The organism is Streptococcus sp. DD10 (assembly GCF_001578805.1).
GTDB lineage: Bacteria > Bacillota > Bacilli > Lactobacillales > Streptococcaceae > Streptococcus.
This window is the reverse complement of the sequence record NZ_KQ969157.1, coordinates 311440-334957: the sequence shown is the minus strand read 5'-3', so window position 1 is coordinate 334957 and position 23518 is coordinate 311440. Positions and strand designations below refer to the sequence as shown.

Here is a 23518-nt window from a genome sequence, read left to right as displayed (position 1 = left end):
TGAAGCAACGGAAAATCCGTTGCTTTTTTTTGGAGATAAGGGACTATTATCCCAGACTCTTTTAATCTTCATCAATAACGATTCTTACTTTTTTGTCTTCGGTTGGGACAGAGTAGACAATGGTTCTGATCGCTGAAATGGTGCGCCCTTTTCGTCCGATGACACGACCAACATCACTCTGGTCCAAACGAAGATGATACTCCAAAAATTCCAGTGTATCTTCAATCTTGATGGTTAAGGCATCTGGTTGTGAAATCAAGGGTTTCACAATAGCAATAATCAGATTTTCAATTGTATCCATCTCTTACCCTACTTTAAACTTATTTTGAGAATTTAGAATCGTGGAATTTTTTCAATACGCCTTCTTTTGAAAGGATGTTGCGTACTGTATCTGAAGGTTGAGCACCGTCAGCCAACCATGCAAGAACGCGGTCTTCTTTCAAAGTTACTTGGTTTTCAGCAACCAATGGGTTGTAAGTACCAACTGTTTCGATGAAACGTCCGTCACGTGGTGAACGTGAATCTGCTACGTTGATACGGTAGAAAGGTTTTTTCTTAGAACCCATACGAGTCAAACGGATTTTAACTGCCATTTTTAAAAGTCTCTTTTCTTATTTTTTATTTCGGTGAAATAGCTGAGCTATTTAGCACATGTTCTATTATATCAGATTTCTATGAGGTGTCAAGAAAAAAACTTGACACACTCGATTTTTTTATCAATTAACAAAGTAGCAATTTAGTATTGACTATTTTTCACATTGACAAAAGTAGAATGACTTGTATTTTTGCGGATAGATCACTTATCTGTGCTTTTCTGGATTCCAAACAAAACTGGCAAACCAGCTAAATATTGCTGTTAAGAGGGTTAATATAACAGCAAGAATGATGGATGGGATACGAATAGGCCACCAAAGAGGATTCGGCTTTTTAGTGACATGCCAAGTTGCAGTTTCATTGTCTAACTGATGAAAGGCATTTTGAATACGACGAGCCACTTCTTCAACCCCCGCATCATCCATTTTTTTAATATCTGAAATATCGATTGGATGTCCAAAATTCATGTCCACTCGCTCACGGTTAAGCAAACCTTTTAAATTCATAGGACCAACATAAGTCGCAGGGAGAATACGAACCTTAGCCATCTTCGCAATAACTGCTACTCCCCCTTTGACATCCTGAGAATGACGACTACCACTGGGGAACATAATCAATGAGCGATTGCTTTTTTTCAACATGGATACAGGATATTTGATAGCGGAAGCTCCAGGATTTTCTCTATCAATTGGAAAAGCACCACACATACGGATCCACCATCCAAATAATCGATTCGTAAATAATTCTTTTTTAGCCATGAAGATAAACTGTTTAGGGCGGGTTGCAAATGCCATGTACACAGGGTCCCACCAAGTTCTATGTGGCGCTACTAAAATATAATTTTCTTCTACGCTCGGAATTCGGTCAAGATTATGATAGTGGGCATTCCCATTAAAAGCCCAAAGTAAAAAAACCACTAATCGACGTAAGTAAGTATAAAACATGCTTTCTCCTTATTCTTCATTTTTCAAAATCCGGTCTTTTTCCCTTAATTAGGGGCATAATAAAAATTAATATTACAGATGATTTATTTTCTATTTTTGCATTTAAACAAGGGAATTCGTTTCTATTATAACTTATCATGATTCCCCTTGCAATCTTCAACCAATAAAAATTCCGACAATAAAAAATAAAAATAGAAATTTTAAGTAAAAAATGGTATGATTACTGTATGAAGATGAAAAATATTACTGGCTTAAGCCAAGATCAGGTTAACCAACAGGTTAAAAAAGGTCTCACTAACTATTTCCAAGCAAATACCAGCACAAGCACATGGCAGATTATCAAACGAAATGTTTTTACCCTATTTAACGCTTTGAACTTTGCAATTGCTTTAGCTCTTGTAGCTGTACAGGCCTGGAGCAATCTGGTATTTTTTGCTGTTATCTGCTTTAATGCCTTTTCAGGTATTTTAACTGAGATGAGAGCTAAATACATGATTGATAAGCTAAATCTCCTCAGTCGTGAACTAGTCACTGTTATCCGAGAAAGCAAAGAAGAAAAAATTGCTCCAGAAGATTTAGTCCTAGGTGACATCATCAAGTTGACAGCAGGTGAACAAATCCCTAGCGATGCTACTGTCCTTGAAGGTGTTGCAGAAGCAAATGAAGCTATGCTTACTGGTGAGAGTGATTTAGTTCTAAAAGAAGAAGGAGCTGAGCTTTTATCTGGTAGCTTTCTTGCTAGTGGACATGTCTACGCAGAAATCATTCGAGTTGGAGCTGATAACTATGCAAATAAACTTATGATGGAAGCTAAGACTCTCAAACCTATCAATTCGCAAATCTTATCTAGCCTCGAAAAAATCTCAAACTTCACTGGAAAAATTATCATTCCCTTTGGAATTGCACTTTTATTAGAAGCTTTACTTCTTAAAATGCTTCCCCTCAAAGACTCTGTTGTTACATCATCAACTGCTTTGCTAGGAATGTTGCCCAAAGGAATTGCGCTATTGACAGTTACTTCTCTACTCACTGCTGTTATAAAATTGGGAATGCGTAAGGTTTTAGTTCAAGAAATGTATTCAGTCGAAACATTAGCACGTGTTGATACTCTTTGTTTGGATAAAACAGGAACAATCACGCAAGGAAAAATGACTGTTGAAGCTCTTCACACTTTAACTGATGAGTTTACAGATCAAGAACTTTCTCAAATTCTTGCAGCATATACAAATGCTAGTGATGATAATAATCCAACCGCCCAAGCAATTCATAAGAAATATTCTCAAATAGAGAATACCTATACGGCAAGTAATGTCATTCCCTTTTCAAGTGACCGTAAATGGGGCGCGATGCATTTAAGCAATCTTGGAACTATCTTTGTCGGAGCACCTGAAATGCTCCTTAGCGAAAATCCACAAGCTGTTACAGACGCTCAATACCGCGGTTCTCGCGTCCTAGTTCTTGCTCATAGCAGTCAAACCATTGATAATCATCACATGCATCTACCATCCGATGTACGAGCAATAGCTGTATTAGAAATTACTGACCCAATTCGTGAAGGAGCCGCTGAAACTCTTGATTATCTTCGTACTCAAGGGATTGATCTTAAAATCATCTCAGGAGACAATCCTGTCACTGTCTCAAATATTGCCCAACAAGCAGGTTTTACAAACTATGAAAGCTACGTGGATTGTTCAAAAATTACAGATCAAGAATTAATTGTAATGGCTGAAACAACTGCTATCTTTGGTCGCGTATCTCCACACCAAAAAAGACTACTTATTCAGACTCTAAAAGAAGCTGGACGTACTACTGCTATGACAGGAGACGGAGTGAATGATATCCTAGCTTTACGAGAAGCAGATTGCTCTATTGTAATGGCAGAAGGCGATCCTGCTACCCGTCAGATCGCAAATCTTGTCTTGCTTAATTCTGATTTTAACGATGTTCCTGAAATTTTGTTCGAAGGACGTCGAGTAGTTAATAATATTGGTCGCATTGCACCAATATTCTTTATCAAAACAATTTATTCCTTTGTTCTTGCTATCATTTGTATTGCAAGTGCAGCACTTCTTAATGTAGATTACCTCTTGATATTCCCATTTATCCCTATTCAAATTACTCTGATTGACCAATTTGTAGAAGGATTCCCACCATTTGTTCTTACTTTTGAGCGCAACATCAAACCAGTAGAAAAGCATTTCCTTAAACGTTCTCTACTACTAGCACTTCCTAGCTCACTTATGGTAGTTTTTAGTGTACTTTTTGTTCGCTTTTGGGGAGCTTATTGGGGATGGACAAATATAGAAATTTCAACTCTCAGCTATTATTTACTAGGTTCTATTGGATTCTTGTCTGTTATACGTGCTTGCCTCCCATTTAATATCTGGCGTGCACTTCTCGTAGCCTTTAGTGTGATTGGTTTCTTCACATCTGCTATCGTCTTACAGAACTTCATTGAAATTTCTACACTTACAAGCAACAGTCTTCCACTCTATCTCGTACTTATGGCTATCTTCACTGGAATTTTCATATTTTGCACCATCTATCAAAAATATGAGTTTGATTAAAAATTAAAATAAAATTCATTTCTTAAGTATTCTTACTTCTAGATACTTGGCTCTTTGTCAGCTATAGTGGATTGATAAAAAAAGTAAATGTTAAAGGAGCAGAGCAATTTGCTCCTTTTTCTTTCATTTTTTCTAAAAAATTCCCATAAGAACTATTACGAAAAGGAGAAATCCATCATTAAAATTAGTTATCGAAACACGCTCTCCATTTTTAAGGTTCAGGCTAAAACAGTCCACCGGACTATTTTACTCCAATATATGATCCGGCTATGAACTGCTTTCGCATCAGAATCATGAATCGATTTGACCACAAATCACACTAGTATCGGGCACTCAAGTACTGCTGGAAATTCATCCAAAAACTCAGTAATATACGCTTTTATCACCCTACTTTTCGCATTCATTTAACATAAAAAGAAATTGTCGAAAAACTTCTTTCCTACTATACGGAATGCCTCTGGCCATCAGAACTTTGACAACTTCAAAAAAGGATTTTGAACACACTGAATATAAAAAAGAAGACTAACTTGGTCTTCTCTTGGTGTGAGCTTTTCATCTCCCAACTACAGTTGACAAAGAGCTCTAAATTATTTCAATTAATTTCCAATTACAAGTCTGTTCCTGAATAGATTACATTGAACGAGACAAGCGTTTGTAATTTCTGATAACTTGATTTAAGCGCAATTGATAGAGAATACCACTAACCAAAAGACTTGCGATTAATCCAATCCAATAACTATAAGGTCCTAAAATTGTAAAACGTTCTAAAGCAAGCCCAAGAGGTAAAGAAATGCCCCAATAACTCACTACTCCTAAAACGAAAGGAATACTTGTATCTTTGTACCCTCTTAAAATCCCCTGAAGAGGAGCTGCGAAAGTATCAGCTAACTGAAAAAAGAGACTATACGTTAAAAAAATAGAAGTCATCTTTATGAAGTCTCCGCTATTACCATAAAGAGAGGATACTTGCTGACGAAATAGAAAAAGAAAGAGAAAAGTTAAAAGTGCCATAAAAAGCGCTGTGAGACGCCCTAACAGACAATATTGTCTGACATCATCAAAACGCCCAGCTCCCACTTCGTAAGAAACTACTACAGCCATTGCCATAGATATACTCAAAGGAAAGGCATACATGAGTGAAGAAAAGTTATTTGCAGACTGATGGCTAGCTATAACTAAAGAAGGAAACTTAGCCATCACGAGTCCAACAAGAGAAAAAACTGCAACTTCCGCAAAAACAGCCCCTCCGATCGGTAAACCAAGTTTAAGTCCCTCAATAAGAGCCGAAGCATTAAAACTCCTCACTTTCCATAATTGAAATTCTTGCATTCTCTTGTCCTTAAATAAAACAAGAAAAGCTAGAATACATAAGCACCAATATGCTAAAGAAGTCCCTAAACCAGCTCCTGCTCCTCCCATTTCCTGTATTCCAAATTGTCCATAAATTAGTATATAATTAAACCCAGCATTTAAGGGTAAAAGGAGAAGCATTAAATACATAGAAAGTTGGGTTAGACCTAAGGCATCAAAGAAGGAACGTACAACACTAAAAAGTAACAATGGAACGATACCTAAAGCTAAATACCAAAGATACTGTACTGCAACTTTTTCAACTACTGTCTCTAAACCCAGTTTAGCCAATATGAGAGGTGCTAAACCAATCACAAAAACCAATAGAAAAAAGGACAAACCGAGCGATAAATAAAGAAATTGATAAAAATTTGAAGCAATTCTATTTTTCCCCCCATTTCCTAAATGATGACCTACAATAGGAACCAGAGCAGCAATAACTCCTGTTAAAAAACTAAAAAAAGGGCTCCATAGGTTGGTTGCCATTGTAACTCCAGCTAGATGCAAGGTATTATATTGACCTGTCATAGTTGTATCAATAAATGAAGCTGAATAATTAGCAAACTGATAAATTAAGATAGGAATAAATATTTTAAAAAATAGCTTTATTTTTTCACGAAGATTTCTAGTTTGATACATTCTCTTTCCTCAATTTCGAAACACCATTATTAGATACCGGCTTTAACGTCATTCCAATTTCATCCTATTTGAATCGAATCCTTTACATGTTAGATATCCGCTTGACCAAATATAAGCTGCCCTTCACTAAATTCCTGTAAACGAGTTAACGAGTAGACCGAGTAACCAGCTGTTTCCAAAAGATTACGACCATTCTGAAAAGACTTTTCAATCACGACACCTACTGCAACTACCTCTGCCCCAGCTTGCTCAATAATGCGGATCAATCCCATAGCTGCCTGACCATTTGCAAGAAAATCGTCAATAATCAAAATCCTATCATCAGCATTCAAGAACTGACTTGATATAGATATCGTGCTATTCACCTGCTTAGTAAAAGAATAAACTTCTGTAGTGAAAATATTATCCTGCATAGTAATATTTTTAGATTTCTTTGCAAAAACCATAGGTACATCAAGAGCCTCAGCAACGTAAAGTGCAGGTGCTATTCCAGATGCTTCAATTGTTACAACTTTAGTCACGTCTGGTTTCTTGAAATGAGAAGAAAAAGCTTTTCCAATCTCTCTCATAAGAGCAGTATCCACTTGATGAGTCAAGAAAGAATCAACTTTTAGAATATTCTCCCCTATTACTTTACCATCTTTTAAAATTCGTTCTTCAAGTAATGTCATGACTCCTCCAAATATATTGATTTTCTTCATTTTATCATAATCAAAAAAATAAATCGAGACGTATCCAAATAAAAAAATATACTATTCCTCGACAAAATTGATGGCAGTAAGTAAGTGAATAGTTACATATCTCCTATAGATTTATTAAAATTGTGTTTTAATACCCTAAAAAAGAGTTACTTCTGATTTTTGAAGCAACTCTCTCAATCAATAACCTTAGAATTTTGTTCTATCTCTTGTTTAACGTGTACTAGTGGCTATCACCGTTCCAAATAGAATTTTTCACTATAACATAATCCACGTGTCTAAGATCTGCAACCTTACGTCCACCTGCATAAGAAATTGAACTTTGCAAGTCTTGTTCCATCTCAGTTAACGTATCCTGTAGAAGACCTTTCGTAGGAAGTAGGATTTTCTTGCCTTCTACGTTCTTATAAGCACCTTTTTGGTACTCGGATGCTGAACCATAGTACTCTTTAAAATGCTCTCCGTCAACTTCAATTGTCTTCCCAGGACTTTCAATATGACCTGCAAAAAGAGACCCAATCATCACCATGCTTGCTCCAAAGCGAATGGACTTAGCAATATCACCATGTGTTCGAATCCCGCCATCAGCAATAATCGGTTTTCGCGCTGCCTTAGCACACCAACGTAACGCTGCTAGTTGCCAACCTCCTGTTCCAAAACCTGTTTTTACTTTAGTAATACATACTTTTCCTGGTCCAATACCAACTTTTGTCGCATCTGCACCAGCATTTTCCAATTCACGTACCGCTTCTGGAGTACCTACATTTCCAGCTATCACAAAAGTCTCAGGAAGTTCTTTTTTTATATGCTGAATCATAGAAATTACACTATCTGCATGACCATGAGCGATGTCAATTGTGATATATTCAGGCGCATCTGCCTTTAGTTGACTAACGAAATCATATTCATAATTCTTAACTCCAACAGAAATCGATGCAATCAATCCTTGATCATGCATTTTCTTGATAAAATCAATTCGACCTGCTTCATCAAACCGATGCATGATATAAAAATAACCACCTTTTGCTAATTGATTAGCGACATCTTCATCTATAATTGTCTGCATATTAGCAGGAACAACTGGCAATTTAAAGGTATACTTTCCTAAAGTTACACGAGTATCTGCCTCTGAACGACTGTTGATTACACATTTATTAGGGATTAGTTGAATATCTTCGTAGTCAAAAATAGGAAATTCGTTTAGCATATTATTCTCATTTCTTAATTAATAACCTACCTATGCTGACGCATCACTACACCGTTTTCCGATGTTTCCTAAATCATTTTACACCAATGTTTTTATTTTGTCAATTTAAAAGTTTAATTTTCATTTAAAGTTCGTAATTTTCTAAGTCTTGGTATTTCAGCATAGTTCATTACTGATAAACGACTTAAGATAATTTATTTTTATGGTAACCATTTATAAAGCTTAACTAAACAGTATACTGCAACTCTGATAATACATCTGCTCCTGTATACACTAATTTAGCTCCCTCCTGTATTAAATGATGACATCCATCTGACCGTCCATCTAGAATTGACCCAGGAATAGCAAATACATCTCGCCCCTCTTCCATTGCACGTTCACATGTGATTAAACTACCAGAACGTAATTTAGCTTCAGCGACTAGAACAGCACGGCTCAAACCAGCTATGATACGATTGCGTTCTGGAAAATGAAATTTTAAAGGTTGTTCCCCTGGTCCATATTCCGTCAAAACCAAGTGATGTTGTCCTATATATTTTTGTAATTTCTGATTGCTTTTTGGATAATAAATATCCAATCCTGTTCCTATGATTGCAATCGTTTTACCACCATTTTTTAAAGCAGACATATGAGCACTAGTATCAATCCCTCGAGCTAAACCACTAACAATAACGGTTTCATTTCCCAATTCACTTATCACTTTCTGAACTGCCTGCAGTCCTACTTTACTACAATCTCTACTTCCTACAACTGCTAACTTGGTTTGCTGTAATAAATCTAAATCACCCTGATAAAATAACAAGACAGGCGGGTTATAAATTTGACTTAACTCCAAAGGATAAATATCATCCAGTATTGAAAAAGATGGGAATTGTTTAAATTCTTTTCTCATGACATCTTCATCAAGCTGACGATAATTCTCTATAAAAATCGCAGGATTTCTGCATTCTGAAATAATTGCAAGATTGCGTAAACTAAGTTTCTCTTTAGTTGACTTAACATGGTGCAAGATATTTAAAATATGTTTATTACTTAAGCCAGCTTTTTTAAGTTTGTAAATATCAAAATTATCCATTTTTTCACTCCTTTAAACCACTATTCGAAATTTTTTATAAAAAATTAAATATTTCAAACGTTCACCTACGTACATATAAGAAAGAGTAATGATTCCAAAGCACAAAAACAAAATCATCACAATGGATATGTTTAGCCCTATTATCTCCATCAGCTATGATTGTTCTGAACTATCTTCACAATTTTAAAGTCAGGAAAAACAGTCCACTAGACTATTTCACTCCATTATTTGAATAGCCTGTGAGGTGAATTCACTCTCAAAGTCAGATGAACTCAAATAGGATCGTGTTTTAGTTCTAAAAATTCACCACAAAAAAATGGACCAGTCCATTTTACTGGATCGGCCCATCTTTTTTTTGCCCATTTGATTTTCGTTCATCTAACCATGCTTCGATTTGATTTACATCATCATCTTTTGAACATAAAATAAACGATTTCGCTTTTGATTTATATTGCATATACTTCGTTGTCTCTGGATTCGCTTTGTTCCATTTGTCATTCGCTCTTCTTCGTGCTGCTGAAACTTTTTTTGCTGTCATTCTAAAACTCCTTTTTTAGAATTATACAGGAATTAATCCTTTTCAGTAACCTAGAATTTAGAAAAAAACAATATTTAAATAGTTTTGGAACCATTCGAAACAACACAGCTCTAAAACAAACGTGATTATGATGGAAGTTGGTACTTGGTTTTGGAACCATTCGAAACAACACAGCTCTAAAACACGCCGAACAAGTACCAACTCAAGAAGGCGGTTTTGGAACCATTCGAAACAACACAGCTCTAAAACCGCTGTGGTTACTTTTCACTGGATAACAGGGTTTTGGAACCATTCGAAACAACACAGCTCTAAAACCGCTCCTTGGTCCAAAAAACCGTCTTTTCAGTTTTGGAACCATTCGAAACAACACAGCTCTAAAACGAATGTCCTAGTCTATACTGAACATCTTTAGTTTTGGAACCATTCGAAACAACACAGCTCTAAAACCAAGGGAATCTATACGGCTATCAAGGAAGAGTTTTGGAACCATTCGAAACAACACAGCTCTAAAACTTTCAAGTTAGTTATAACGATATTATTTTTGTTTTGGAACCATTCGAAACAACACAGCTCTAAAACCTGATTCGTAAAGTAAACAAACACATCTCCGTTTTGGAACCATTCGAAACAACACAGCTCTAAAACAAGGGCGCTTTACAGTATAATGAGTTTACCGTTTTGGAACCATTCGAAACAACACAGCTCTAAAACACAAAAAAAGTCCGTGGCGATGGTTGGGCGGTTTTGGAACCATTCGAAACAACACAGCTCTAAAACCTCGCAGAATAATTTTTCTTCCGAAATTTCGTAATCGCGCTATTCGTCTCAGCTAGACTTCAGTTCGTCTGATTCCAATTATTTACTTTATTATACCATATTTTCCGAATTTAAGAAATAATCCTGATCCAAGACATACTGAGGAAAATCATAAACTTTTCGAGGTTCGATCAATAAAACTGTCAGCTGGTTGAGTTGGATATACTCTACCAAGCATGCAACTTCTTCCTTTGACAAATAAGCAGTTACATTGATAAAAATGAGCAACTTTTTCTTAGAAAGGTATTTAAAGACTTGAACAATTTCTAAAACCTTCTCAAAAGGGGTATCACTAACAGTTTCAATCTTGACACCAAGAGCATCAATCAGCTCAAGAATGGTGATTTCATCATATTCTAGGTCTAATTCGTTTTCCAAACATTCAAAGGCCAACAAGTCCGTAATCGTTACAACTAATTTCTCAATCATGGACTTGACTTCAGGTTTTTCATTGAGTTGATTCTCCAAATCAGCATGTATCAACTTGAGCATGGCAGGCGAATTCAGATTATAGCCCATGATATCCGTTATCAGAAGCAATTCCGACTCTTTTAGAGCTTTTAAATCTTTATCAAATAATTTGATTTCTCCTTCTTCAGGATATTGATACAGTTGTTTGACAATCCTTGAAAAGATGCGCTGGTCCTCCAGAACTAAGAAAGTCGCCTGAGTCAATTCCAATGGCTCATCTAAAATGGGGAAATTAATCTTCATCACTAGGATCCTCTCCTAGAAAGACCAATCGTGCATCAGAATTGGCTACACTAGTATCGCGCTCACCGCTCAAGTAGATCATTCGAGCGAATTGCTTTTCTGTCACCGTCAGAAGCGTGATGCTCCCTTTTTTTGGATTGTGACTTTTTAACCGTTCGATCATAGCATTGTTGGCAGAATTATTCAGCAAGAGCTTGCTATAAATCGAAAACTGATGCATGATAAATCCTTCATCTATGAGGAACTTTCGAAATTTCCGATAGGCCTTGCGCTCCTCTGCTATCTCTACAGGCATATCAAACATTAACATCATCCGCATATATCGATAGCTCATATCCTAAACTCAGGAACTCCTTTCTCAGGATTATTTAATGACTGAATGACTTTCTTTGTATAATCACTGACAATATTGGTCAGATACATCTCTTTGTTCATATAGGAAAAAGTATCAGAGAAAATCGTGAATAGTTCACGTTTGATTTTAACAAAAGAACTGGTTCGATTTTCATAGACGATCCTGTCAATGATTGGACGAAAAGGCTCCATAATGTCGCTAGCTAGGTTAAATTGATTGAACTGGTTGGCATGTTTCAAGCCCAACTGCGTCATACAGCCTGATAAGACAATCTCACGCGCAAACATGCTTAAAATCAAGGTGTAACCATAGTCTAAAGCTGCATTGACATCATTATCTTGCTCACGACTAAAATCATTTCCAAACAAGGTATTGAAATAGAGCCGTGCTGCATGTCCTTCACGATTACTAGGATCAAAAAGTTCCAAACCATGATAAAGATCGATGATCGACTGAGATTTTTCTAAAAATCCACAATTTCCCAGATACAGGGCTTGATTGAGAATTTTCTGTGCAATAATGCTGGTCCAAACCTGTGCTTTCAACGATTCAGGCCAAGCAATCTGTCGAGAAAGCTGTAAACTGGAATCGTGCCGGCCATAGTAGGGTATTAAGGCAGCTGTCGGCAAGCGTTTATCATCACAAAAGATGACGAGGATATTTTCATCCACCAACCGTTTCACTAACATGGTCGATAAAACAATATCCGTAGTCTCCAATAGCAAGATATCAATCTCGGACAGATGGATTAGTTCTGTCCGAGAAGCATCTTTAAAAATCAAGTGATTGTTTTTATAGGTCAATTTAGAGTGTGTATTAACCACAACCGTTCGCCAACCCATTAGTCTTCTCCCAGCTTACTCAAGTCAATCCGAGTTTCATAAAGGCCTGTGATCGATTGATGGATGAGAGTGGCGTTGAAACAAGAAGACACAGATTGATACCGTACATTTGATTGACTAATATCAACACCAAGGAATTTAAATGCTCCAGGAGCTCCGAATGAAATCAGTTTTAAAAGCGAGATAAAAGATTCGCTTAACTGATAAATATCTTCATCAGTTTGGTCAAACGCTTGTTGTAATAACGATTCAACATTTGGTTTTTGGATGTATTTTTTAGATAAAGAAATGATTGTTGTAAGTAATTCTTCAAATTCATTTTGATGTGCTTCAACATACTGTTTATGAATTGGTTCACTAATTTTATTAATTCGCTGTGCATGGTAAAGTAAAGCAGTGAGATGATAAGGTAAAATCAATTCATTACCTTTTTGCAACTCAATAGAGCTTGCTAATAATCTTCGCTGACCATCATCAAACTCAAAGAGACTATACTTAGGTAATTTTATAATATGATTGGAATTGATATTTTTAAAACCACATTCTTCAAGATAGGCAATTGGATTTGCTTCAAATTTCTTTTTATCTTGAATGGTTATTCCAACCATCTCTTTAATCCGCTTTAATTTTTTAGCCTTTCCCTTTTCAATATCTGCTATAACAAGGACGGAATAAGCGATTGTAGGTCTTGCATAACCGCCATACTTTTCAGGTGATAGACCGGATTTGATAGGAATTAGTTTGCTTGCGTCAACTACTTTATTCTTGGACACAATATTGTTATCAAACAGACCACCATTTTGTCCAACGGTTTGTTCCTCTGTCTTCTTCACAATATTAACTTGAGGGTAAGAGAGTACTTTTCGGACAATTTCAAAATGTTTTGTTTTATCCCAAACAATTTCTCCAGTTTCCTCATTCGTTTCTATTTGATGTCTCTTTTTCTCCGAACCATCTGCGAGTTTGACGGTCGTTTTGAAAAAGTTCATAATATTAGAATAAAAGTAAACTTTCTCGGTAGCCGTTTTTCGTTCTCGGTAGCTATTGTACTTTGGATAGTCACCATAGACAAACTCTGGTTCCAGTTTAGGGTATTTCTTTAGCAAAGCTGTTCCAACGACAGCATTCAGATAAGCATCATGTGCATGATGGTAATCATTGATTTCTCGAACTTTATAGAGTTCAAAATCTTTACGGAAATTGGAAACGAGATTGGATTTCAAAGTAATGATTTTGACGGCACGCTTTTTCTTCCCCTTCTCAGTTACTTCCGTATTGAAACGAGCATCTAAAATCTGTGCCACATGTTTGGTGATTTGTCGTGTTTCAACTAGTTGACGTTTGATAAAACCAGCTTTATCGTCCTCTGTGAGCCCACCACGTTCAGCTTTGGTTAGGTTGTTAAATTTACGTTCTGATATCAATTGGGAATCCAACAATTGTCTCCAAAAAGCTTTTCTTTTTTGAACAATCTCTAGACTTGGCACATCGTCTGATTTTCCACGATTTTTAGCATAGGAAACCAGGACACGATTATCTAAAGAATCGTCTTTGATAAAGGCTTGTGGGATAATATGATCAACATCATACGAACTAAGCTTAGACAGTTCTAAAGCTTCTCCTGTATACATATCCTTCCCATTTTGTAGGTAGTACAAAAATAATCGATCATTCTGTAACTGCGAATTATCAACTGGGTGTTCTTCTAAAATAGAACTTCCTAACTTATTAATAGAGTCTGTCAGTTTCTTTAATCGTTGCTGTGAATTGCGCCGTCCTTGATTTGTAAACTGATTTTCACGCGCCATTTCGACCACGATACTCTCAGGGTTGTATCCCATTATTTCGACAAGTTCGTCAACAATCTTAATACTTTGTAAAATTCCCTTTTTAATGGCTGGACTTCCCGGGAGTTCTTGGACGATTTGTTTGATATTTTCCGTTTCGCCAATGACTTGGGCTTTTTGAATGGTTTCCTTGAAAGAAAGGCTGTCATCATTGATGAGCTGCATAAAATTCCGATTGATCTCACCGTCATCCTTCAGATATTCAAGAATCATTTTGCCCGTTTGTTTATCACGGATACCGTTAATCAGCTTAGCAGAGAGTTCCCCCCAGCCCGTATAGTGGCGACGTGTCAGAGCCTTCATGACTTTCCTATCAAAAATAGCGTCATATTGAGCCAGACTTTGTTTGATCATTTCCTGATCTTCAAAGATAGTCAGCGTATGGACGATATTTTCAAGAATTGCTTCATTATCAGCATCATCCATAAAGTCCTTATCCTTGATAATCTTAAGCAAATCATGATAAGTAGAAAGACTAGCGTTAAATTGTTTGTCAATTCCTTTTAGTTCGATTCCATCGTAGCCATCAACAGTGTGTAGATAATGGATAATGTCTTTTTCGGTTACTTTTCTTTTATCTTTGAATAAAAGATTGATAATCTGCTTCTTCTGCCCACTATCGAGAAATTGATAGTCTCTCAATCCTTCTGCAATAAATTTTACTTTTGTTAATTCATTATAGACAGCAAACGTCTCGTAAAGAATACTGTGCTTCGGTAGAACTTTTTCTTCTGGTAAGTACAGGTCATAATTGGTCATTTTGTTTATAAAATCTTCTGCAGAGCTAGTTTTATCAACCACTTCTTCAAAATTCCATGGACGGATGGCTTGGTCAGAATTTCGAGTCAACCAAGCAAAGTCACGATTGCCACGCGCTAAAGGACCAACGTAGTAAGGAATACGGAAGGTTAAGATTTTCTCAATTTTTTCTCTGTTTTCCTTCAGAAATGGATAATGATCTCCTTGACGTCGCAGGATGGCATTCATCTCTTGAAGATGAAGTTGATGAGGAATGGAACCATTATCAAAAGTCCGTTGTTTTCTTAAAAAATCCTCGCGTTCAATTTTCTCAAGGAAATCGACTGCTCCTTCAAATTTTATAAGAAGATTCTTGATATATTTATAAAAGGCTTCTTGAGTCGTTTTCCCATTGATATAACCAGCATAGCCATCTTTAGATAGATCAGAGAAAACCTCAGAATATTTTTCTGGAAGCTTGTTTTTAATGAATTGTTTTAAAGCAGCAAGGTCTTGTTGGTGCGTTTCATAGCGATTGATCATCGATGCTGATAATGGTGCTTTGGTGGAAACATCTGTGGCTGTTAAAATCCCAGCTAAGAGAGTGGCATCGTAGAGTTTTTTTGCAAGAAGGAAGAGGTCCGCAAACTCATCTCCAATTTGCTCCAGTAAATTTTCCAAATCTTCTTCATAGGTATCTTTAGAGAATTGGAGTGGCGTTTTTTCTTCTAAGTCAAAATGCTTCTTAAAATCAGCTTGATTCCCAACAATCAACTTGAGGAATTCTGAAAATAAGCCAGTAGATTTTTCAGCAGGAAATAGTTTCAGAATTCGTTCTCTTTTCGCAGATTTGCTGATCTTATCTGTAAGTATAGCTTCAACTTGCTCAATTTGGCCACTTAGACAACTGCCTTCAATGGTGTTATGATATTCAGCTGTAAATTCATTGAAAATTTCTTGAATACTGTTATTGTTACTATCGAAGGATTCTTCATATAAGAAGTGGCCTCTATATTTTATCATATGCGCCAAGGCTAGATAAATCAAACGTAAATCGGCTTTTTCTTTTGAATCCGCCAGTTTTTTTCTCAAGTGATAAATGGTTGGGAAATTTTCATGATAGTTAACCTCTTCTTGCAGGGTTCCAAAGATAGGATACCGACTCCCCCTCTTCTCCTCAGGCACCAAAAATGAATCATCTAAGCGATGAAAAAAGCCACTATCTAGCTTGTTCATTTCATCTAAGAAGATCTCTTGCAGGTAACGCAGGCGGTTACGGCGACGGGTATAGCGACGACGTGCCGTTCGTTTGAGCCGTCTAGCTTCTGCTGTTTCACCTGAATCAAAGAGCAGGGCACCTAGTAAATTTTTCTTAATGAAGTCCCGACTTGTGTTCCCTAGAACCTTCATTTTCTTTGCAGGGACCTTGTAATCCTCTGTGATAACAGCCCAACCAACACTGTTCGTTCCAATATCAAGACCAATAGAGTAAGGCTTTTTCATATCATTCTCCTAAATTATTTTAATATCACCAATATTTTAACACAAAAACGTTTACATTTAAACTAAAATAGGTTATAATATGTTTGTTGGAATTATTCGAAACAACACAGCAAGTTAAAATAAGGCAGTGATCTTTGATCCAGTCCGTACACAACTTGAAAAAGTGAACACCGATTCGGTGTTTTTTTTATTATGTGATAAAAAACTTCTACAGTTTCTAGCTGCAGAAGTTTCGGCTCTATAATTTCTGTACTGAGTCAATCCGCTATAGGAATTACGGAGCTTTCATTTTTGATATTTCAGGCGTCAAAAAAGAAGTAGATGACTCTACTCCTTTAACATCTATTCTTTTCATCAAACCCGAACAGTTGACAAAGAGTCTTTATATTCTTATTGACGAGTTCGATTCGCCCAAGCAATATCTATGTCCAATACCTCTTGACTTGTATAACTTCCACGATAAGTGTTATAAACAAGCCCACTTACAGTTGCATTTTCAAGTCCTTGAGCAGAAATCGTATCATATTGAGTCAAATTGTACTGCTGGATAAGTGAATTTAATTTGGTATTATAATTAGTATCAGTAGCATATAGTCCAGTTAAGGCTGCAGTTGCATCTTGATAAGAATTTGTATTACTACGCCAAGCACCACTATAGAGGGGTTGCCTAATCAAACTAGCATAGTCCGCTAAAGATTCTGCATAACTAGGATAGGAACGAAAGACTGCATTGATTGTATAAGCATTTCCTGAGCCATCATCTTCCCAAGTCGACATGGTAACTGATTGCCCAGCGTACTGCCCCTTAATACCAAATAGATTATAGTGTGGTGCTGCTGCAAGACCAGACCCCCCAGAACTACTTTCTAATATGGCTTGTGCAATCATAACAGATGCATACAAATCATTGTTTTGTGCAATTTGACGAGCAGTTTCACCAACTTGAGAAATAAACACCTCTGTTTGATTGGTTCCTGATTGATATTGACTCTCATTTGCTCCAGCGGTGAAGGAGCGATTTGCAATAGAATTTACCAAGGCAAGGGCAGTTAAACCAACAGCTGCTAAAACCAATACATTCTGAGTTCTTTTCAATCTAATTACTCCATAACTTCCTTTTTTCACTATTATATCACATTTTTTTATATCAAATTAAGTCAATTTGGTTACAGAAGAAAGATACATCAGTGAAAATTTCAAGAATCATAACCAAAATCCGCCATCGACGAAAGTGCAGTTTTATCACAAATATACTTGAAATCTAAAATAAAACATCACGATTTTGAAATCTAAAATTCACTATATTCAGTGGGAATTTCTTGAATTCTCCCCTTTTTTCTTTTAGTTTAGCAAAGTAGAAAAAGAAAAATAGTGGTTTTATTTTCCAAAGTATCACTTTCTACTTTAGTGACGTAAATATTCCAATGTTTTTTTAAATATTTCCGGTACCTCTACAGAAAATTCCAAATTTTTACCTGTTCGAGGGTGTGTAAATCCTAAGGTACGTGCATGAAGAAACTGTCCATTTCCATGTAATGTTTTACGAGGACCATAAACTAAGTCTCCTGCAACAGGATGTCCAATATAGGCCATATGAACACGAATTTGATGCGTACGCCCTGTTTCTAATTGTAACTCCACTAAACTATAGTCTCCAAAGCGCTCTAAGACTTGAAAACGCGTTACAGCTTCTTTTCCTTTAGCTGTCACAGCTTGTTTTTTCTATCTTTTTCACTCCGACCAATTGGGGCTTCAATAACACCACGATCATTTGGGAGATTCCCATGGACAATTGCCCAGTATTTTCTAAGCGACTTTTTAGCTTTTAATTCTTTAGCCAGTGCTAGATGTGACTCATCATTTTTGGCAATCATTAAAAGACCTGAAGTATCTTTATCAATCCTATGAACAATTCCAGGACGCACTACACCATTAATCCCAGACAAATCTTTAACATGATATAGGAGTGCATTTACTAAGGTCCCAGAAGGATGTCCCGCAGAGGGATGAACAACCATACCTTGTGGTTTATTCACCACAACAACATCTTCATCTTGATATAGAATCTCTAGTGGAAGATTCTCCGCAACATACTCTAGTACTTCTGGTTCCGGAACTTGATAACTAATCAAATCTCCAACTTGAACAGTGTATTTTGCTTTCTTAGATTGACCATTTACTAAGACTTGTCCTGATTTTATCTGCTCATTGGCTAAACTTCTTGACAATTCCGTCAAATCTGCCAATGCTTTATCTAGACGGATACCACCTAATTCAATTTTTATTTCCATTCATTTCATCCTTAAATATCACTAGAAACAAGACCAGTACTCCTATCGTTAGATAAGCATCGGCTAGATTAAAGATAGCAAAATTCATAAAATCAAGATGAAACATATCCACTACGTAACCTAGCCGCAATCTATCAATAAAGTTACCCAAACCGCCTGCAATCACAAGACTTAAAGCAGTCACCAACCCCAAAGAACCGGTTCTATTTTTATAAAGATAGTAACCTGAACCACTTAAAACAACTATCGTTACCACGATGAAAAACCACTGCTGGTTCTCCAACATGGAAAAGGCTGCTCCTGTATTTTGTAGATAAGTTAAACTAACTAATCCCGGAACGAAAGATTGTATTTCACCTAGCTGTATATTTGCTACAATCCAAAATTTAAAAATTTGGTCAAACAGAGTTAACATGAGGATAGTAAAAGGAATTCCAAATTTTCGCATCATCAAATATCCTCTTTTTTCTTGTTAAAGTAATCCCGCATCACTTCTACAAAAGCCGCTCCACAAGTAGTTAATTCTACATCATCTCGTTTGACATAGACCATACGGTTCTCCAATTTATCAATCATTTTAATAACGGTAATTCCATTTACTGAATTACTATCTAAAAAACCTGAGCCTGTAGCATACGCATCCGTTCTTTCCAAAATTCCGTTCAGTGTCGCACGATCTGTCACATTAAACATTTGAGAGCTGGCACTAGTATCGACAAAGTTTTCAGAGTAATAGAGATACTCATCTTTTTCCTGTGTGAAACGAACCGTTGGCAAATCAGCTAAATCTTCCATAACCAGTTCTTTTTTTCTTGTCAAAGGATGATTTTCCCTAAGATAGATATGAGTTTGAAACGGAATTAGTTCTATAATTTCCAATCCTAGTTTTTCTACCCGTTGTTTAATTCCCTTTTGATTTTGATTATTAAGATAGATAATTCCAATCTCACTATGTCCCTGAGCCACCTCGTCTAAAATTTGAACAGTCGTAGATTCAAAGATACGAAAATTTTTATATTCGGGATAACTTACTGAAAATTCCGTAATTAAAGGAGGTAAAAAGTCGTAATGTTGACTAGCTATTGAAAACTCATCCTTCTCTTCTTCGGGATTAGCATACTGATTTTGAAAAATATCAAAACCTTTAACAAGTTCTTGAGCTTTTTCATAGAATTCCATTCCTCTTCTAGTCAGAAAAGTTCCACTACTAGTTCTTCTAAATATTTTGAATCCTAATTCTTTCTCCAAATCACGGACGGAAATGGAAAGACTGGGCTGACTGACATACATCTTTTCAGCCGCTTCACGAAAAGTTCCGCTATTCGCAATAGCTACTACATAACGTAATTGTTGTATGTTCATGTTTATTTCCTTCTTAATCAGGTATTCTATTATTATATCACAAAAAGCTTAGCAAAAGTAGAAAATCTTCTTTTACTAAGCTTATAGTCCTCTTCTACTATTTAGAACAAATAGAAACCGTTTAACCAATCAATCCTTTAAAGAAATTCACAATAACATTCCAAATAGTGCTGAAAAAGTTACCTCCTTGCTCCAAAACCTGACTGGCGTCAAAATGAAGGTTTATATTCTTAAAAGAGTCACCTGCTTGTGAAACAATACTATTTTTCAAATTGTTCAAGGTTGATACAAAATTATCACTTGAGATAACTGCACTATTAGATAGATTTATAGCAAAATTAACAATTAAATTCACTTGTTCAGCAGAAAGAACAGTCTTTAGATTATAATTTGCAAGTGTATCCTCAACGATTTTTCTTACATCTGCTTCTGTTAGATTTTTATTTCCTTTTTTAGCTTCTGCAACACCTGTCTTGATATCAGTTAGTGCAACGTTTAGTTTATTCTCATCATAACCCTCTTTCCCTTGATTTGCTTGGTTAATATCCGAAAGGGTTTTGAGTTCTTCTTGAGCAAGTTCCTTGTTTTCTTGAGGAACAGTCGCCCCATTATCCTCAAGAGAGTAATAAATACCTGCTAGAGCGCTCTCTCCTGTTACAGCTATAGGTGCTGCAACCGTAATTCTAGCATGTTCAACTCCTAGAGTAACAGCTGCATTACGATACATATCCTGGGTAACCTTTGTAATATTTTGAGGCGTTACAATATTGACTTGCAAAGATTCATTATTTCCTAATTTTTCTATTTTGACAGATGAATATAGTTGTAAACTTGCATCATTTGCAGTATTCATAATCGATGAGTAGATATCAGGTGTCATAGTTTTTACTGGTTTAGTATCTACATTTTCATTGTAGCCCAAAGTCCCCAAAGTTTGACTGCGCTGACTATCGTCTAACGAATAACCAACAACATACTCTGGCTGAATATACGTCTCGTCAATTACTTTTTGAACAGTTGCATCAGCAGAAACACGAGAGAAACTTGATACCGCTACTACAATCGCTACAGATGTAAAAAGTATTTTTTTAAATTTCATAGTTGAACCTCATTTTGTATCTACTTTTCTTTAATGATAAAAATCTCACTCATGAAAGTATAATAAAATTCTTAAAATAAACTTATAGTTACAGTACTTGTTCAAAATAAAATGCAGGTCAACTTAATAATCTGGTCTTAAAACACCGGTTACTGTAGCCTTGGTCGCTTCGTAATCGCCGTCTACGACAACCTTGATAATGCGTTTGGCATCTTCTTCTGGTGTTGGCACCAACGGCAAGCGAGTTGGTCCAGCAGCAAGTCCCAGATAATTGAGAACTGCCTTGACCGGTGCAGGACTTGGATAAGAGAAGAGGGCATTGACTTTGGGAATAAATTGCCGTTGAATAGCTGCCGCCTTTTGAATATCGCTTTCCGCAATGGCAGTAAACATCTCGTGCATCTCATCTCCATTTGTATGAGATGCAACAGAAATAACCCCATCCGCACCAAGGTTCATGGCATGGAAGGCATCTCCATCTTCACCTGTATAAATTAAGAACTCTTCTGGCTTATGCTCAATCAAGTAAGCCATATTGGCCAAGCTGGTACACTCTTTAACACCGATAATATTGGGATGTTCAGCTAAACGAAGCATGGTTTCTGGCGTTAACTCAACCACAACCCGACCTGGGATATTGTAGAGAATGATTGGTAGGTCAGAAGCATCTGCAATGGCTTTAAAATGCTGATACAAGCCTTCTTGAGATGGTTTATTGTAGTAAGGAACAATGGCTAAACCAGCAGCAAAACCACCAAAGTCCGCTACTTCCTTGACAAACTCAATGGAGTCTCGTGTATCATTGGTTCCGACCCCTGCAATCAGAGGAACACGACCAGCTACAACCTTTTGAACAGCAGCAAAAATTTCCAATTCCTCATCATGGGTCAAGGTCGGACTTTCAGCAGTTGTTCCAGCTAGGAGAATGCCGTCTGTGTGATGCGCTAATAAATGCTCAATCAAGGCAGGAATAGCCTCGAAGTTAATGGACCCATCTTCATGAAACGGAGTGATAAAGGCAGTAATCATTTTACAATTTTTCAAATCCTGATAAGACATGGTGACGCTCTCCTTCTAGTTTATTTTGGATACAAAAAGGTGCTGAGATACCTCCCAGCACCTAAAGTTTGCTTATTTTAATTCAAATTTTAATGTAGCTGTTGGACGAACCAAGCCACGTTCGTGAAGAGTTTCTGCAATTTGAACAGAGTTCCAAGCTGCACCTTTAAGAAGGTTATCTGAAACAACCCACATGTGGATACCTTTTTCCGCATCCAAGTCCTTGCGGATACGTCCAACAAAAGTATCCCGTGAACCAACTGCATTGATAGCTTGAGGGTAGATTTGATGAGCTACATCATCCTCAAGAACGGCACCTGGGAAAGCTGCAATAGCTGCTTTCACTTCTTCAATCGGAGCTACTTCTTTGGTTTCGATGTAAACTGACTCTGAGTGGGCTGACAAGACTGGAATACGGACACAGGTTGCTGAAACAGCAATGCTGTCATCTTCCATAATTTTCTTGGTTTCCTTGGTCATCTTCATCTCTTCGTAAGTGTAGTCGTTGTCTGTAAAGACGTCGATTTGTGGAAGAGCATTAAAGGCGATTGGATAGTGCTTCTTGTCCCCACCAGAAGGAAGGATGTCTGCATGCAAGTCTCGTGGGTTCACACCATCATTTAAAACTTCACGTAGTTCCCGTTGGGTTTCAAGGATAGCTCCCATACCCGCACCGGAAACCGCCTGATAGGTTGAAACGATGATACGATCCAAGCCCCACTTCTGACGAACAGGCTCCAAGGCCACCATCATTTGGATGGTTGAACAGTTAGGACATGCAATAATTCCATTGTGGGCATCAAGAGCATGGGCATTCACCTCAGGTACCACCAAGGGAACATCCGGATTTTGGCGGAAATAAGAAGTGTTATCCACCACTACTGCTCCAGCTTTCACAGCATAGGGAGCATACTTAGCAGAGGTTGACCCACCTGCTGAAAAGAGAGCAATATCTACTCCTTCAAAAGCAGTTTCTGTGGTTTCCTCAATAGTAATGTCTTGGTCTTTAAATTTCAAGGTCTTGCCTGCTGAACGCGCAGAAGCAAGGTAACGAATTTTATCAATTGGAAGTGTGGATTCTTCCAACATTTTAATCATTTGAGCACCAACAGCACCAGTGGCACCAACAACAGCAACTGTATATCCCATAACTTACCTCATTCGGAATTTTCTAAAAGTTTGTGTAATGTTAGTATTATACTACTTTTTTTAAAAAAATGAAAGTCTTTTTATAGCATACCAACCTAAGCACTTAGCTTGAATCTTTTTTTGATAAATTG

Annotated in this window: 19 protein-coding genes, 2 pseudogenes and 1 CRISPR repeat array; of the genes and pseudogenes, 2 read left to right on the top strand and 19 right to left on the bottom strand. The window is 36.8% G+C overall.

Annotated features, from left to right (window positions below):
• Positions 1-61 precede the first annotated feature (61 nt).
• The 3 genes from kphA to STRDD10_RS01440 form a co-directional block, all read right to left on the bottom strand.
• Positions 62-301: an RNA-binding protein KphA gene (gene kphA, locus STRDD10_RS01450; protein ID WP_067192530.1), complete on the bottom strand. Its 240-nt coding sequence runs from the start codon at positions 299-301 to the stop codon at positions 62-64.
• A 19-nt stretch (positions 302-320) separates the two neighbouring features.
• A complete protein-coding gene (rpsP, locus tag STRDD10_RS01445; RefSeq protein WP_000268760.1) occupies positions 321-593 on the bottom strand; it encodes a 30S ribosomal protein S16 in 273 nt (90 codons plus the stop codon).
• Positions 594-800: 207 nt separating this feature from the next.
• Positions 801-1538, bottom strand: coding sequence for a lysophospholipid acyltransferase family protein (locus tag STRDD10_RS01440; protein WP_067192529.1), 738 nt, complete (start codon positions 1536-1538; stop codon positions 801-803).
• Positions 1539-1765: 227 nt separating this feature from the next.
• Here STRDD10_RS01440 and STRDD10_RS01435 point away from each other — a divergent pair, with 227 nt between their 5' ends.
• Together STRDD10_RS01435 and STRDD10_RS11390 are read left to right on the top strand one after the other, a co-directional pair.
• Entirely contained in the window at positions 1766-4105 is a 2340-nt protein-coding gene (locus tag STRDD10_RS01435; protein WP_067192527.1) for a cation-translocating P-type ATPase, read from the top strand.
• A 266-nt stretch (positions 4106-4371) separates the two neighbouring features.
• Positions 4372-4515: pseudogene (locus STRDD10_RS11390) on the top strand (ISL3 family transposase); the annotation flags it as partial.
• Positions 4516-4735: 220 nt separating this feature from the next.
• Here the strand turns inward: STRDD10_RS11390 and STRDD10_RS01430 are convergent.
• The 16 genes and pseudogenes from STRDD10_RS01430 to STRDD10_RS01355 all read right to left on the bottom strand — a co-directional run bounded on the left by STRDD10_RS01430 (position 4736) and on the right by STRDD10_RS01355 (position 23387).
• Positions 4736-6094, bottom strand: coding sequence for an MATE family efflux transporter (locus tag STRDD10_RS01430; protein ID WP_067192525.1), 1359 nt, complete (start codon positions 6092-6094; stop codon positions 4736-4738).
• A gap of 89 nt (positions 6095-6183) precedes the next feature.
• Positions 6184-6765, bottom strand: coding sequence for a xanthine phosphoribosyltransferase (locus tag STRDD10_RS01425; protein WP_067192524.1), 582 nt, complete (start codon positions 6763-6765; stop codon positions 6184-6186).
• 250 nt (positions 6766-7015) lie between these two features.
• Positions 7016-7999 (bottom strand): GMP reductase, encoded by a 984-nt coding sequence (gene guaC, locus STRDD10_RS01420; RefSeq protein WP_067192522.1) that lies wholly within the window; start codon positions 7997-7999, stop codon positions 7016-7018.
• Positions 8000-8225: 226 nt separating this feature from the next.
• Positions 8226-9074 carry a DNA-processing protein DprA gene (dprA, locus tag STRDD10_RS01415; protein ID WP_067192520.1) on the bottom strand — a complete coding sequence of 283 codons (849 nt, stop codon included), beginning with the start codon at positions 9072-9074 and terminating at the stop codon, positions 8226-8228.
• 331 nt (positions 9075-9405) lie between these two features.
• Positions 9406-9612 (bottom strand): hypothetical protein, encoded by a 207-nt coding sequence (locus STRDD10_RS01410; protein ID WP_067192519.1) that lies wholly within the window; start codon positions 9610-9612, stop codon positions 9406-9408.
• Between the two features lie 81 nt (positions 9613-9693).
• A CRISPR array of direct repeats spans positions 9694-10389; the repeat unit is 36 nt; unit sequence GTTTTGGAACCATTCGAAACAACACAGCTCTAAAAC.
• Between the two features lie 90 nt (positions 10390-10479).
• Positions 10480-11142: a type II-A CRISPR-associated protein Csn2 gene (csn2, locus tag STRDD10_RS01405; RefSeq protein WP_067192517.1), complete on the bottom strand. Its 663-nt coding sequence runs from the start codon at positions 11140-11142 to the stop codon at positions 10480-10482.
• Positions 11132-11476 carry a CRISPR-associated endonuclease Cas2 gene (gene cas2 / locus STRDD10_RS01400; protein ID WP_067192515.1) on the bottom strand — a complete coding sequence of 115 codons (345 nt, stop codon included), beginning with the start codon at positions 11474-11476 and terminating at the stop codon, positions 11132-11134. Before cas2 ends, csn2 begins: the two co-directional genes overlap by 11 nt.
• Positions 11473-12339 carry a type II CRISPR-associated endonuclease Cas1 gene (gene cas1 / locus STRDD10_RS01395; RefSeq protein ID WP_067192514.1) on the bottom strand — a complete coding sequence of 289 codons (867 nt, stop codon included), beginning with the start codon at positions 12337-12339 and terminating at the stop codon, positions 11473-11475. Before cas1 ends, cas2 begins: the two co-directional genes overlap by 4 nt.
• Entirely contained in the window at positions 12339-16427 is a 4089-nt protein-coding gene (cas9, locus tag STRDD10_RS01390) for a type II CRISPR RNA-guided endonuclease Cas9 (protein WP_067192512.1), read from the bottom strand. Before cas9 ends, cas1 begins: the two co-directional genes overlap by 1 nt.
• Positions 16428-16817: 390 nt before the next feature.
• Positions 16818-17522, bottom strand: coding sequence for a glucosaminidase domain-containing protein (locus STRDD10_RS01385; RefSeq protein WP_156468554.1), 705 nt, complete (start codon positions 17520-17522; stop codon positions 16818-16820).
• A gap of 309 nt (positions 17523-17831) precedes the next feature.
• A pseudogene (locus STRDD10_RS01380) lies at positions 17832-18718 on the bottom strand (RluA family pseudouridine synthase).
• Positions 18702-19169, bottom strand: coding sequence for a signal peptidase II (gene lspA, locus STRDD10_RS01375; protein ID WP_067192508.1), 468 nt, complete (start codon positions 19167-19169; stop codon positions 18702-18704). The pseudogene STRDD10_RS01380 and the gene lspA overlap by 17 nt, the downstream one beginning before the upstream one ends.
• A complete protein-coding gene (locus STRDD10_RS01370) occupies positions 19169-20080 on the bottom strand; it encodes a LysR family transcriptional regulator (protein WP_067192506.1) in 912 nt (303 codons plus the stop codon). The genes lspA and STRDD10_RS01370 overlap by 1 nt, the downstream gene beginning before the upstream one ends.
• Before the next feature lie 121 nt (positions 20081-20201).
• Positions 20202-21179, bottom strand: coding sequence for a DUF1002 domain-containing protein (locus STRDD10_RS01365; protein WP_067192504.1), 978 nt, complete (start codon positions 21177-21179; stop codon positions 20202-20204).
• Positions 21180-21302: 123 nt separating this feature from the next.
• Positions 21303-22238, bottom strand: a complete 936-nt coding sequence (gene dapA / locus STRDD10_RS01360) for a 4-hydroxy-tetrahydrodipicolinate synthase (RefSeq protein ID WP_067192503.1) — start codon at positions 22236-22238, stop codon at positions 21303-21305.
• Positions 22239-22310: 72 nt separating this feature from the next.
• Complete coding sequence (locus STRDD10_RS01355; protein WP_067192501.1) at positions 22311-23387, bottom strand: aspartate-semialdehyde dehydrogenase; 1077 nt, start codon at positions 23385-23387, stop codon at positions 22311-22313.
• Between the last annotated feature and the right edge of the window lie 131 nt (positions 23388-23518).